Origin of the sequence: Leucobacter sp. MMO-125 (assembly GCF_037148395.1) — a bacterium.
In the GTDB taxonomy this organism is placed as follows: Bacteria; Actinomycetota; Actinomycetes; order Actinomycetales; family Microbacteriaceae; genus Leucobacter.
This window is the reverse complement of record NZ_JBBCTL010000003.1, coordinates 67,635-80,149: the sequence shown is the minus strand read 5'-3', so window position 1 is coordinate 80,149 and position 12,515 is coordinate 67,635. Positions and strand designations below refer to the sequence as shown.

Below are 12,515 nucleotides of genomic sequence, written 5' to 3'. Positions count from 1 at the left end.
GAGCGTAGCGAACGGCCGCGCCGCGCAGCCGAATCCACTGCAATGTCCGATTTCCGCGTGCGCGCGACCTTCGGGGGCGGAACAATGGATCCGTGCCCACCGAAACCGCAGCCCCCGCACTCGACTTCGACGCCTGCTACCGCGCCGCGTCGGGTCGCGATGCGCGCTGGGACGGGCGCGTCTACCTCTGCGTCACCAGCACCGGCATCTACTGCCGCCCTTCGTGCCCGGCACGCAAGCCCCGCCAGGAAAACTGCCGCTTCCTGCCGAGCGCAGCAGCGTGTGTCGCCGCGGGATTTCGCGCCTGCAAGCGCTGCCGCCCCGACGCACTGCCGGGCACCCGCGACTGGGATGCCCGTAGCGATCTCGTTGCGCGCGCCGTGCGTCGCATCCGCGACGGCGCTGTCGATGCCGTCGGCGTCGCCGGGCTCGCCGCCGAACTCGCGGTGAGCGAGCGCCATCTGCGCCGCATGCTGCTGCAAGAGATCGGGGCGAGCCCGCTGCAGCTCGCCCGCACGCGGCGGGCGCACGCGGCACGATCACTGATCGAGCAGACCACGCTGCCGCTCGCAGACATCGCCTTCGCGGCGGGATTTGGCAGCGTGCGGCAGTTCGGCGATTCGATGCGTGAGGAGTTCGGGATCGCGCCCTCCCGGCTGCCCAGGCCGGGTATTGATGGCGCCGACGCTGTGGGCGCCCCGGCTGGCGCAGCCTCAGACGAACGCCCCCGGCTCGCGCTGCGGTTGCGCACCCGTGCCCCGTTCGCGGCAGCAGCGACCCGCGCATTTCTCGTCGCGCACGCGGTGCCCGGCCGCGACCGCAGCGATGCCGACGGAGCCACCGCGCACGCGATCGATGTGCCGGGCGGCACCGCAGTGGTGCACATCGACTGGGCGGGAGTACCGCCGGACCACGGCACCGCCGGCACGATGACCTGGATCCCGGTGCTCCTCTCGCTGCCCGGTCTGAGCGACACCATGCCCGCGATCCAGGCCGTGCGGCGTCTGCTCGACCTCGACGCCGATCCCGCGCAGATCGCCGACGCCCTCGGCGGCGACCCCAGATTGCGTTCGTTGCTCGTCGCCAGGCCGGGGCTGCGGCTGCCCGGGGCACGCGACGGAGCCGAATTCGCGCTCGGCACAGTGCTCGGCCAGCAGATCTCGCTGGCCGCTGCGCGCACCGTGCAGGGGCGGCTTGCGGCGGCATTCCCCGGGAGGGTGGCACCGGGTGGCGAGGCGCCTGGCTTCCATCCGCGCCCCAGCCCTGAACGCGTCGCCGCAACAGATGCCGAAGAGCTGCGGGCACGACTTGGCCTCACCCGCGCCCGCGCCGAAACACTGCGCGCGCTCGCCGCAGCCCTCGCGGCAGGCCTCGATATCGGCCCCGGCGCCGACCGCGAGCGCGCCAGGCGCGAACTGCTGGCGATCCGCGGTATCGGCCCGTGGAGTGTCGAGCTGATCGCGATGCGCGCGCTCGGCGACCCCGACGCCTTCCCCGCGGGCGATCTGATTCTGCGCCGCGCGCTCGACGTGCGCGGCGACCGTGAGGCCGCGCGCCTCGCCGAACCCTGGCGCCCGTTCCGCGGCTACGCCACACAGCACCTCTGGGCCGACTTTCTCGAGTCGGTCGCGCGAAAGGAACCGAGATGAGCGCCGCACCCCTGGCCAGCACCGTTGTCGAGATCGTAGGCCACCCCTTTTACGCGATCTGGAGCCCCGAAGACGGCGCCCTGCGCGCCGCCGGCTTCGCCACTGACGACGACCCTGAGGCGGCGAGTCTCATGCAGCGACTCGCGAAGCTCGACCCTGGCGTTGCGCAGCGCGGCATCGTGCCGGCCACGGATGATGACTTCGGCATCGCCGCAGCTTTGCGCGCCTACGCCGCCGGTGATCTCACTGCGATCGACGCCCTGCCGGTTGCCCAGCCGGAGACGCCGTTCAGGGGTGAGGTGTGGCGGGCGTTGCGCGCGGTGCCGGTGGGCCGCGCCGTGACCTACACGGAGCTGGCGGGGCTTGCCGGCCGACCTTCGGCGGTGCGAGCGGCGGCGTCGGGCTGCGCGAACAACCTCGTCGCGCTCGTGGTGCCCTGTCACCGCATCGTGCGCACCGACGGTGGCCTGGGCGGGTATTTGTTCGGCACCCCCGTGAAGGAGGCCCTGCTGCGCCACGAAGGCGCGATGCCGTAACCAGTGCGTAGGCTTGCCCTATGCGCTTGTACCTTGCTTCGACGTCTCCGGCCCGGCTCTCGGTTCTGCGGGGGGCGGGCATCGAGCCGATCTGCTTCTCGCCCGAGGTCGATGAGGATGCGGCGATCGCGGCTCGTGAGGCCGAGCTGGGTCGTGGGATCAGCGCCCCCGAGTTCACCGAGTATCTGGGCCGTCTCAAGGCCGAAGACGTGGTGCGCCGTCACGGGCACGAGATCGATGGTCTGGTGCTCGGCGGCGACTCGATGTTTCTGCTCGACGGCGAGATCCTGGGCAAGCCGCACGAGCCGGAGGTGGCCCTTGCCCGGGCGAAGCACCATCGTGGGCGCGCCGGGGTGCTGCACTCGGGTCACTGGCTGATCGATCACACAGGCGGTGCAGTGCGCGGCGCTGCTGGGTCGGTCGATACGGCCAAGGTGGAGCTGTCGGCCGATCTCACCGACGCCGAACTGGAGGCCTACGTCGCCACGGGCGAACCGCTCGAATTGGCTGGTGGCTTCGCGATCGATGGCCTCGCCGGCGCGTTCATCGAGCGCATCGAGGGGGCACCGAGCTGCGTGATCGGTCTGTCGTTGCCGGCGCTGCGCCGTCTGGTGATCGAGCTGGGGCATGCGTATCCTGCGCTGTGGTCGTCACCCGCGGTGCAGTAACCTGCGCCGGGGTGGCGGATCCGCCGCGCATTACCGCCGCGCGAGCAGCGCGACCGTGAGCGTCGCGATCACCGTGCCGTTGCTGAGATCAGCCCCGAGCAGCTCCTCGATCAGTGCGAGACGCTGATAGAACACCGACCGCGACAACCGTGCCCGCTGCGCCGCGAGCGAGCGATTCGTGGGGTGTTCCAGGTAGGCGCGCAGCACGCGCAGCAGATCGCCGCTGTGACCGGCGCCGCTGGTGGCGTCGTGTTCGATGATTGGCGCGAGCGTTTCGTCGGCGAACTCCTGCATCTCGGGCAGTGAGGCGAGGCCACGTACGAGGTAGGCAAGGGGCTGTCGTTCGGCCTGCTGCACGGTGACGCGGCCTGCGGTGCCCGCGGGTTCGAGCTCGCCGGCTGCACGCACCTGTTCGAGCGATGAGATCAGCCCCCGCACGCGGCGGCCGGCCGCCCCCAGACCGAGGTGGGCTCGCCAGGTGGCGGGCACTGTGGAGGGCAGTAGGGCGTCGAGTTCGCGGGCGAGGCGTGATGCGAGCGGGGGTGCGGATCCCTCTGCGCTGTGCAGCCGCGCGTCGTCGGGGGCGAAAGAGAGCAGGGCGATGAGCGCGGCGCCGCGGCGCCTGGGCGTGGCGGTGTCGTGGTCGTCGCTCGCGTCGTCGTGTGCGAGGATTACCCGGCCGTGCTGGCCGACGGCTCGCCGCAGGGCCGTCGCGAGCATGGCGTGTTCGAGGGAGGCATCGCCTCCGAAGTCACCGACGCCGCGCAGGGTCGCTCCGATCAGCAGCCGCCCCGAAACGGGCAGGCCGGCGGCGGCGAGCTGCACGGCGAGTTCTTCGTCGCGGCGGTAACGGCCGCCGAGCAGCACATCGAAGAGGTGCTTCGACGACAGCTGCAACCACTGCCCGCCTTCCGGGTCGGCGAGTCGGCCCAGCGCCAGTGCGAAGGCGCCGAGTTCGAGCACGGTGCGCCGCCCCGCCGGATGCTCCGGGCCGGGCAGTGCAATGAGCCGGCCCCAGCGCCGGCCTTGCGCCTCGACGGGCACCCGCTCCCAGCCGTCGAGCGGTGCGAACTCCGTGCCGTCGGCGTCGGCCCACGGCGCCAGCGGGTGCGGGTGCGCTGCGGCTGGTGATCCGCCCCCCGCATGGGCACCCGCGCCCCGCCCTGCCCAGGCGACCACGCGACGAGCTGAGTCTTCGAGCACCACTGTGGTGCCGAGGGTGTCTGCGAGCCGTTCGATCACGTAGTCGACGGGGCTGCGGTTGAGGCCCAGCTCGGTGAGCATGGCGTGCACCTCGGCCCGGGCGGCGAGGGCTTCGGTTTGCGTTGCGAGGATGCGCTGGTGCACCCGCTGCGTGATCTGCACGAAGCGCACCTCATGGTGCAGCGCGATCAGGGGGATGCCGTGCGCCTCGCAGGCGGTCAGCAGCGGAGCCGGTGGTTCGGTGAAGAAGCGCCCGAGTTCGAGCACCACGGCGGCGGGGCCCGTGCTGATCAGTGCAGTTGAGAGCCGGGCCAGTTCGTCGCCCTCGCGGGGCCAGCCTGCGCCGGTGGTGAGCACGAGTTCGCCGCCGTCGAGCAGGCCAACCGCGGCTGAGCCTGCGACGACGTGCGCCCAGCGGATCTCGCGATCGAGGCCCTGCGCGCCCGCGATGAGTTCGGGATCCCCTGCCTGCACCTCGGCCAGGGCGAGTGCGTCGGCGACGCTTATGAGACCTGACATCCGCTGTTCTCCTTGCCAGCTCCGCCCACCGCAAAGCATTCGAACAGATTGTATGGGAAGTGGCCGAAATGCGGATGAAGTGCGGGTAGCTATCGCAAACGCCCGCTGAAAGACTTGCTGCAACAGTGTTCGGGATTGCCGAACATATTGATCGATTCGAGAGGAACGCGGATGGCACTCATCCCTCACATCATCGGCGGCGAGAAGGTCGAAGCGGCAGAGCGCACGCAGGCCGTGTTCAACCCGGCCACCGGCGAGCAGCAGCACGAAGTCGCCATCGCCTCGGCAGCGACTGTCGAGCAGGCCATCGCCGCAGCCCAGGCAGCGCTGCCGATGTGGCGCAAGACCAGCCTCACCAAGCGCGCCGACGTGTTCTTCAACCTGCGCCAGCTGCTCAAGCAGCGCACCCCCGAACTCGCCGCCATCGTCACCAGCGAGCACGGCAAGGTGCTCTCCGATGCCGCCGGCGAAATCGCACGCGGCCTCGAGAACGTCGAGTTCGCCTCGGGTCTGCTGCACCTGCTGAAGGGCGAGCGCGACGAGCAGGTCTCGACGGGCGTCGACGTGCACTCGATCAAGCAGCCCGTGGGCGTCGTCGCGGCGATCACCCCCTTCAACTTCCCGGTCATGGTGCCGCTCTGGATGATCGCTTCGGCTATCGCCTGCGGCAACACCGTCGTGCTGAAGCCCTCCGAGCGCGACCCCTCCGCCTCCGTCTTCATCGCTGAGCTCTTCCGCGAGGCAGGTCTGCCCGACGGCGTGCTCAATGTTGTGCACGGTGACAAGGTCGCCGTCGACACGCTGCTCGACAGCCGCGATGTGAAGGCGATCTCCTTCGTGGGCTCGACCCCCATCGCACGCTACATCTACGAGCGCGCCGCGGCGAACGGCAAGCGCGTGCAGGCTCTCGGCGGTGCCAAGAACCACATGATCGTGATGCCCGACGCCGATCTCGACGGCGCCGCAGACGCCGCAGTCTCGGCAGCGTACGGCTCGGCCGGCGAGCGCTGCATGGCAGTCTCGGTCGTCGTGGCCGTCGGCGGTGTCGGCGACGAGCTCGTCTCCAAGATCGCCGAGCGCATGGAGAAGCTGCAGATCGGTGACGGCACCGACCCCGCATCGGAGATGGGCCCGCTCATCACCGCAGAGGCAAAGGCCCGCGTCGAGTCCTACGTCGCCGGTGCCGCAGCCGAGGGTGCGACCGTGGTCGTCGATGGCCGCGAAGCCGAGTTCGAGGGCAACGGCTTCTTCACCGGCGTCTCGCTCATCGACCACGTCAAGACCGACAGCAAGGTGTACCTCGAAGAGATCTTCGGCCCGGTGCTCGCGGTCGTGCGCGTCGACTCCTACGAGGAGGGCGTGCAGCTCATCAACGATCACCAGTTCGGCAACGGCACGGCGATCTTCACCCGCGACGGCGGCGTCGCCCGCCAGTTCGAGTTCGAGGTCGAGGCCGGCATGGTCGGCATCAACGTGCCGATTCCCGTTCCCGTTGGCTCGTTCTCCTTCGGTGGCTGGAAGGACTCGCTCTTCGGCGACGCCCACATCTACGGCCCCGAGTCGATTCACTTCTACACCCGTTCGAAGGTCGTCACCACGCGCTGGCCCAAGCCGGAGCAGTCGAAGGTCGATCTCGGGTTCCCCAGCAACAGCTGAGTGTTCGGGGCGAGGGCGGTGATCCGTCCTCGCCCCAACCATCTGGGGGAGCGGGGCTCCCAGCCCCCGGACCCCCAGACCCCCATGCTTGCAATCATCACGTGAACTAAGGAATCAGATGACCGACTTCATCGACCTGAACGGTGCGGAGCAGAGCTTCGGCGACACCGACGCCCAGCGCGAGGTGCGCCAGAACGACCGCGACTACGTCTTCCACTCCTGGTCGGCTCAGGCCCAGATCAACCCGCTGCCCGTCGCCAAGGGCGAAGGCGTGCGCTTCTGGGATTACGACGGCACCGAGTACCTCGACTTCTCGGCCCAGCTCGTGAACCTCAACCTCGGTCACCAGCACCCCGGTCTCGTGAAGGCGATCCAGGATCAGGCCGGCCGCCTCGCCACGATCCAGCCCGCCATGGCGAACGACGTGCGCGGCGAGCTTGCCAAGCGCATCGTCGAGCACTCCTTCGAGGGCGCCCGCTCGGTGTTCTTCACCAACGGCGGCGCTGACGCCAACGAGTACGCCGTGCGCATGGCCCGCCACCACACCGGCCGCCAGAAGGTGCTCGCACGCTACCGCTCGTACCACGGCTCGACCGCCACCGCGATCACCCTCACGGGCGAGCCCCGACGCTGGGCGAACGGCACCCCCGACGCCGGCGTGGTGCACTTCTTCGGCCCCTACCCCTACCGCTCGGAGTTTCACGCCGAGACCCCGGAGCAGGAGACCGAGCGCGCGCTGCAGCACCTTGAGCACACCATTCAGCTCGAAGGCCCCGGCACTATCGCGGCCATCATCCTTGAGAGCGTCACCGGCACGAACGGCATCCTGGTGCCCACCCCCGGTTACCTCAAGGGCGTGCGAGAGCTCTGCGACCGCTACGGCATCGTGATGATCTGCGACGAGGTCATGTCGGGCTTCGGGCGCACCGGTGAGTGGTTCGCGTTCCAGGCCTTCGACGTCACCCCCGACCTCGTCACCTTCGCGAAGGGCGTCAACTCGGGCTACGTGCCCCTCGGGGGCGTGGTCATCTCGAAGCCGATTCACGACACCTTCGCGGATCGCCCCTTCCCCGGAGGCCTCACCTACAGCGGGCACCCCCTCGGAGCCGCAGCAGGCGTCGCCACCTTCGATATTTTCGAGCAGGAGCAGATCCTGGAGCGCGTGCGCGATCTCGGTGAGCGCGTCGTCGGACCCCGCCTGCGCGAACTCGCGGAGAAGCACCCGTCGATCGGTGAGGTGCGCGGCAAGGGCCTGTTCTGGGCGCTCGAACTGGTGCTCGACCGTGACACCCGCGAGCCGCTGGTGCCGTTCAACGCTGCCGACGCAGATGCGGCACCGTTCAACGCCGTTGTCGCGGCCTGCAAGCAGGCCGGCCTGTGGCCGTTCGCCGCTGGCAATCGCCTGCAGATCGCCCCGCCGCTGATTATCAGCGAGGAAGATCTGGTGCGGGGTCTCGACATCATCGACGAGGCGCTGACAGTCGCCGACGGCTACTACACCGGCAAGTAGCCCCCCACGCACATTGCGCGCCCGAGCGGTGCAGCGGTCGCCACGCCGCTGCACCGCTGAGGCATATATTCGACCTACACAGAAGGAGCATCATGGCTAAGTACCGAGTGCAGAATCCCGCGACGGGCGAGATCGTCGAGACCTTCGACAGCGCCACCGACGCCGACATCGAGGCCGCTGTCGCAAACGCCGACGCCGTCTACCGCGAGTGGCGTGAGAAGAGCGTGCAGGAGCGTGCCGTCGTGGTGAAGCGCGCCGCTGAGATCTTCGAGGAGCGCAAGGACGAGCTCGCGAAGATCATCGCCACCGAGATGGGCAAGTCGTACGCCGAGTCGGTCGACGAGGTCGAATTCGCGCGCGACATCATCGAGTATTACGCGGTGCACGGGCCCAGCCTCATCACCGATTACGAGATCCCGAGCACCATTCCGGGCAAGGCCTACGTCGAGCACCGTCCGATCGGTGTGCTGCTCGGTGTCATGCCCTGGAACTTCCCCTACTACCAGGTGGCTCGTTTCGCGGCCCCGAACCTGCTGCTGGGCAACACGATTCTGCTCAAGCACGCCGACATCTGCGCGCGTTCGTCGCTCACGATGCAGGAGATCTTCGAGCAGGCAGGCGTGCCCGTCGGCGGCTACCAGAACGTGTTCGCTTCGCACGATCAGATCGCCTCGATGATCGCCGATCCGCGGGTGCAGGGTGTTTCGCTGACGGGCTCGGAGCGCGCGGGTGCGATCATCGGCGCGCAGGCCGGCCAGCACCTGAAGAAGTGCGTGCTTGAGCTCGGCGGCATCGATCCGATGGTGGTGCTCGACAGCGACGATGTTGCGGCGACCGCGGCTGAGGCCTGGAACTTCCGCGTCTACAACGGCGGCCAGGTCTGCAACTCGAACAAGCGCCTCATTGTGATGGACGACATCTACGACGAGTTCGTGGCCGAACTCGCGAAGCTCGCCGAGGGGCTCGTACCCGGTGACCAGCTGAACCTCGCTGAGGGCGAGTTCGCCCCGCTGTCGACTCGTGCCGCCGCTGAGACCGTCAATGCGCAGGTGCAGAAGGCCATCGCCGAGGGTGCCACGCTCGTGGCGGGCGGCGTGCTGTCGGAGGCCCCGGCTGCGTACTATTCGCCGGCCGTGCTCACGGGTGTTCCCCGCGATTCGGAGTCGTACCGCGAGGAGATCTTCGGCCCGGTCGCCACCGTGTATCGCGTGTCGAGCGATGAAGAGGCGCTCGAGCTTGCGAACGACTGCGATTTGGGGCTTGGCGGATCCGTGTTCTCGACCGATGAGGCCCGTGCCGCGCGGGTGGCCTCACAACTCGAGGTGGGCATGTCGCATGTGAACACGATCGCGGCCGAGGCCGCCGAGATTCCCTTCGGTGGCGTGAAGCGCTCGGGTTTCGGTCGCGAGATGGGCCCGCTCGGCATCGGCGAGTTCGCGAACAAGCGTCTCTTCTTCGTAGCGGCGTAAGCGGTCGCGAAGACGCGCCCGCTGGCGCGGTGCAGGGGGCGGGATCGATGATCCCGCCCCCTCTGCGTTTGCGGACGGCGGGTCGCGCTCAGTAGCCGGGAACGGGATCCGGGCCGGCGCCGTGCTGGTCGGTGTAGGCGCCCGGCCCCTCTGAGGCCGCCTGCGCTTCCATGTAGGAGAACTCGATGATGTTGCCGTCGGGGTCTTGCATGCTGCGCTGGTACATGAAGCCGTAGTCCTGCGGATCGCGATTCTCGGTGCCGCCTGCGGCGAGACCGGCTTCGACCGTGGAGTCGACGTGCGCGCGGGAGTCCCGGCTGAGCGCCACGATCACCTGCGCGCTTTCGCGTGGGTCGGCCAGGGGCTTGTCGGTGAACTGTGCGAAGTGTTCGCGGGTGAGCATCATGAAGAAGGTGCTTTCGTCCCACACGACGCAGGCCGCGTTCTCATCGGTGAACAGTGGATTGATGCTGCAGCCGAGCGCCGAGTAGAAGGCCTTGCTGCGGTCGAGGTCGGTGGTGGTGAGGTTGACGAAGATCATGGGAGGCTCCTCTGGCTCGTTCGTCGTCGGTGCTGCCAGCTTGCAGGGAGCGCGTGCGCGAGTCAAGGGTGCCTGGCGGATCGCGGGAGGGGCGGGACTCGGCAGCTCGACAGCCCCGCTGATGACCATTTGCATAGCTTAGCTATGCAAATGGGCGTATAGTAGCTGCCGTGGCCGAAGAAAACGAAGATAACGTATCGGGTCTCGATGCGCTTGCGCTTGAACTGACACGCACCAGCGGCCGCTTTGCGCGCATCGCGGGGCGCACGGCCGGGGTGGGCTACTCCCTGGTGGCCTGGCGCGTGCTCGCCGATCTTGAGCAGTCCGGCTCGGCGCGGGTCAGCGCACTCGCGCAGCAGCAGCGCGTGGCGCAACCCTCCATGACCGGGCTCGTGCAGCGGCTCGAGCATGAGGGCTGGGTCAACCGCAGCCCCGACCCAGGTGATGGCCGCGCCTCCCGCGTGGCCATCACCGAGCAGGGGAGGGCCGCACTCGACGAGTACCGGCGCATCGCCGCCGGCCGGGTGCGGCCCCACCTCGGCGAACTCTCCGACTTCGACCGCGCCACGCTCGCCCGAGCGGTCGAGCTGATGCAGCAGCTGAGCGAGCGGATCGGCGACCCTCGGGCCTGATCCGCACCCGCCACCATCACCACCCTTCCACCCCGAGGAGCCATCACGTCCACCGTCACCCATTCCGCCACCAGCACCGGGTCCGCCCCGGGCACCGGGGCCACCACGGTTCCCGCCCCGGCCCCCGTTCGCAAGGCCTCGATCTTGCGTCAGCCGACTGCCGTCTGGGCGATCGCCTTCGCCTGCGCCATTTCCTTCATGGGCATCGGCCTCGTCGACCCGATCCTGCCGGCCATCAGCCACGAGCTGGGTGCGAGCGCCAGCCAGACCATGCTGCTCTTCACGAGCTACCTTTTCATCACGGGCATCGCGATGTTCTTCACGAGCTGGGTTTCCGGGCGCATCGGGGTGCGCTGGACGCTCGTGGCGGGCCTCGTGCTGATCGTGCTCTTCGCCGCGCTCGCCGGCGCCTCCAGCACCGTCGATGAGATCATCGGCTTCCGGGCCGGCTGGGGGCTCGGCAACGCCCTCTTCATCTCGACCGCGCTCGCCGCGATCGTCGGCGCTGCCTCGGGCGGATCGCGCCAGGCGATCGTGCTCTACGAGGCGGCCCTCGGCGTCGGTATGGCGATCGGCCCGCTCGTGGGCGGCGCCCTCGGATCCGTCTCCTGGCGGGGCCCCTTCTTCGGCACCGCCGTGCTCATGGCCGTCGCGCTGCTCGCGATCCTGGTGCTGCTGCGCACCCCGAAGCAGAGCGCCGAGCAGCGCGCCGCGGCCCGCGCCGCACGGCCCTCGCTCGTCGCCGGGTTCACGGCCCTCCGCGACCCCGCCCTGCTCGCACTCAGCGGCGTCGCGTTCTTCTACAACTTCGGCTTCTTCGTGCTACTCGCCTACAGCCCCTACCCGATGGAGGCCGCAGCGAAGGCCGCGGGCGCGGAGGGCTTCGGCGCCCACGAACTGGGGCTGGTCTTCTTCGGCTGGGGCCTCGCGCTCGCGCTCACCTCGGTGCTCGTCGCCCCCGTGCTCACCCGCCGCTTCGGCTTGCGGTCGGTGCTGTTCACGATGCTCGGCGGCCTCACCGTCTGCCTCGCGCTCCTCGGCGTCTTCGTGCACTCACTGCCGGGGCTTGTGACCGTCGTGGTGGTGAGCGGTCTGCTGCTCGGCGTGATGAACACTGCGCTGACGGAGGCCGTGATGGAAGCGACCGAGCTGCCGCGCAACGTGGCCTCTTCCACGTACTCAGCCGTGCGCTTCGTGGGTGGTGCGATCGCGCCCGCCGTGGCCGGGCCGATCGCCGAGGCCCTCGGCGCTCCGGCACCCTACTGGCTCGGAGCCGCGTCGCTCGTGGTGTCGATCATCGTGCTCGCGAGCGTCGGTCACCTGCTGCACCGGGTGGGCGCACCGCACGAGACCGCGGAGGAAGAAGCCGCCGTGATCTCCACGGGCGACGCGGCGTAGGGGCGCTACCGGCCGCCGGTTGCGAGGCGCATGAGGTCGGTGCTGAGGTCGATGCCGAGCTCGGCGCCGCCGGCGCTGCCGTAGGAGTGCTGGTACCCGCCCCAGGCCTCGTCGCGCACCGTGGCGCGGAAGCCGCCCGAGACGAGGGCGAGCAGTTCGGCGGCGGCGCGGTCGATGCGCTTGCCGAGCTCGCCGCTGTTCCAATCCTCTGGCGCCGCGAACACCCCGGTGGGTGCCGTGATGGTGCGCAGATACGCGAACAGGCCGCGCAACTGGTCATCGACCACCAGGGCGTGGCGGGCGCTGCCCGCGGTGGCTGCGAGCGCGACGGGCGTGCCGATGAGCAGGTCATTGTCGAGCACCTGGAAAAACGAGGTGAACAGCCCGCTGGGCCCGGCTTTGTACACCGGGGTCGAGACCACGAGGGCGTCGGCGTCACGCAGCACGTCGCTGGCCTGCTGCAGTGCGGGGGAGACGTGCTGGGAGACGAGCGCCGTGGTGATGTCCTGAGCGAGGCCGCGGAGGTCGATGAAGCGCAGTTGCAGTGTGAGGCCGCGAGTCGGTGCGAGCGCGGCGACGCGGTCTGCGATGCGGCTCGCGAGCATCGAGGTGGTGGAGGGGTCGCTGGTGCCCGCGCTGATGATGGCGAGCGTGCGCGGTTCGGGGGCGGGGCTGGTGTCGAGGGAGTGAAGCATGGGGGCTCCTCGGGTGAGTGGGTGGGAAGGCGGTGGTGG

11 protein-coding genes are annotated in these 12,515 nt (G+C 69.4%); 8 read left to right on the top strand and 3 right to left on the bottom strand.

The window, feature by feature from the left end:
- The first annotated feature begins 92 nt into the window (after positions 1–92).
- The 3 genes from WFI54_RS08000 to WFI54_RS07990 are packed head-to-tail and all read left to right on the top strand — an operon-like array spanning position 93 to position 2,853.
- Entirely contained in the window at positions 93–1,649 is a 1,557-nt protein-coding gene (locus WFI54_RS08000; protein ID WP_336652268.1) for a DNA-3-methyladenine glycosylase 2 family protein, read from the top strand.
- Positions 1,646–2,185, top strand: a complete 540-nt coding sequence (locus WFI54_RS07995) for a methylated-DNA--[protein]-cysteine S-methyltransferase (protein WP_336652267.1) — start codon at positions 1,646–1,648, stop codon at positions 2,183–2,185. Before WFI54_RS08000 ends, WFI54_RS07995 begins: the two co-directional genes overlap by 4 nt.
- A gap of 20 nt (positions 2,186–2,205) precedes the next feature.
- Positions 2,206–2,853, top strand: coding sequence for a Maf family protein (locus WFI54_RS07990; protein ID WP_336652266.1), 648 nt, complete (start codon positions 2,206–2,208; stop codon positions 2,851–2,853).
- A gap of 30 nt (positions 2,854–2,883) precedes the next feature.
- Here WFI54_RS07990 and WFI54_RS07985 read toward each other — a convergent pair whose 3' ends face one another.
- Positions 2,884–4,575 carry a PucR family transcriptional regulator gene (locus tag WFI54_RS07985; RefSeq protein WP_336652265.1) on the bottom strand — a complete coding sequence of 564 codons (1,692 nt, stop codon included), beginning with the start codon at positions 4,573–4,575 and terminating at the stop codon, positions 2,884–2,886.
- 171 nt (positions 4,576–4,746) lie between these two features.
- Between WFI54_RS07985 and WFI54_RS07980 the strand changes: the two genes are divergently transcribed.
- The 3 genes from WFI54_RS07980 to WFI54_RS07970 all read left to right on the top strand — a co-directional run bounded on the left by WFI54_RS07980 (position 4,747) and on the right by WFI54_RS07970 (position 9,210).
- On the top strand, positions 4,747–6,231 hold the full coding sequence (locus WFI54_RS07980) for a CoA-acylating methylmalonate-semialdehyde dehydrogenase (RefSeq protein WP_336652264.1): 1,485 nt from the start codon (positions 4,747–4,749) through the stop codon (positions 6,229–6,231).
- Positions 6,232–6,349: 118 nt separating this feature from the next.
- A complete protein-coding gene (locus WFI54_RS07975) occupies positions 6,350–7,741 on the top strand; it encodes an aspartate aminotransferase family protein (RefSeq protein WP_336652263.1) in 1,392 nt (463 codons plus the stop codon).
- Between the two features lie 92 nt (positions 7,742–7,833).
- A complete protein-coding gene (locus WFI54_RS07970; protein WP_336652262.1) occupies positions 7,834–9,210 on the top strand; it encodes an NAD-dependent succinate-semialdehyde dehydrogenase in 1,377 nt (458 codons plus the stop codon).
- An 88-nt stretch (positions 9,211–9,298) separates the two neighbouring features.
- Here WFI54_RS07970 and WFI54_RS07965 read toward each other — a convergent pair whose 3' ends face one another.
- A complete protein-coding gene (locus tag WFI54_RS07965; RefSeq protein WP_336652261.1) occupies positions 9,299–9,751 on the bottom strand; it encodes a VOC family protein in 453 nt (150 codons plus the stop codon).
- A gap of 170 nt (positions 9,752–9,921) precedes the next feature.
- Between WFI54_RS07965 and WFI54_RS07960 the strand changes: the two genes are divergently transcribed.
- A complete protein-coding gene (locus WFI54_RS07960) occupies positions 9,922–10,383 on the top strand; it encodes a MarR family winged helix-turn-helix transcriptional regulator (protein WP_336652260.1) in 462 nt (153 codons plus the stop codon).
- Between the two features lie 141 nt (positions 10,384–10,524).
- A complete protein-coding gene (locus tag WFI54_RS07955) occupies positions 10,525–11,781 on the top strand; it encodes an MFS transporter (protein ID WP_336652670.1) in 1,257 nt (418 codons plus the stop codon).
- A 5-nt stretch (positions 11,782–11,786) separates the two neighbouring features.
- On the opposite strand, the gene WFI54_RS07950 is transcribed toward WFI54_RS07955, so the two are convergent.
- Positions 11,787–12,476 carry a CE1759 family FMN reductase gene (locus tag WFI54_RS07950; protein ID WP_336652259.1) on the bottom strand — a complete coding sequence of 230 codons (690 nt, stop codon included), beginning with the start codon at positions 12,474–12,476 and terminating at the stop codon, positions 11,787–11,789.
- Positions 12,477–12,515 lie beyond the last annotated feature (39 nt).

Excerpts from the sequence above, each read along its gene's own strand:
- WFI54_RS07980 (WP_336652264.1), top strand. The coding sequence starts at position 4,747 with ATGGCACTCATCCCTCACATCATCGGCGGCGAGAAGGTCGAAGCGGCA.
- WFI54_RS07985 (WP_336652265.1), bottom strand. The coding sequence starts at position 4,575 with ATGTCAGGTCTCATAAGCGTCGCCGACGCACTCGCCCTGGCCGAGGTG.
- WFI54_RS07995 (WP_336652267.1), top strand. The coding sequence starts at position 1,646 with ATGAGCGCCGCACCCCTGGCCAGCACCGTTGTCGAGATCGTAGGCCAC.
- WFI54_RS07975 (WP_336652263.1), top strand. The coding sequence starts at position 6,350 with ATGACCGACTTCATCGACCTGAACGGTGCGGAGCAGAGCTTCGGCGAC.
- WFI54_RS07990 (WP_336652266.1), top strand. The coding sequence starts at position 2,206 with ATGCGCTTGTACCTTGCTTCGACGTCTCCGGCCCGGCTCTCGGTTCTG.
- WFI54_RS07965 (WP_336652261.1), bottom strand. The coding sequence starts at position 9,751 with ATGATCTTCGTCAACCTCACCACCACCGACCTCGACCGCAGCAAGGCC.
- WFI54_RS07950 (WP_336652259.1), bottom strand. The coding sequence starts at position 12,476 with ATGCTTCACTCCCTCGACACCAGCCCCGCCCCCGAACCGCGCACGCTC.
- WFI54_RS07970 (WP_336652262.1), top strand. The coding sequence starts at position 7,834 with ATGGCTAAGTACCGAGTGCAGAATCCCGCGACGGGCGAGATCGTCGAG.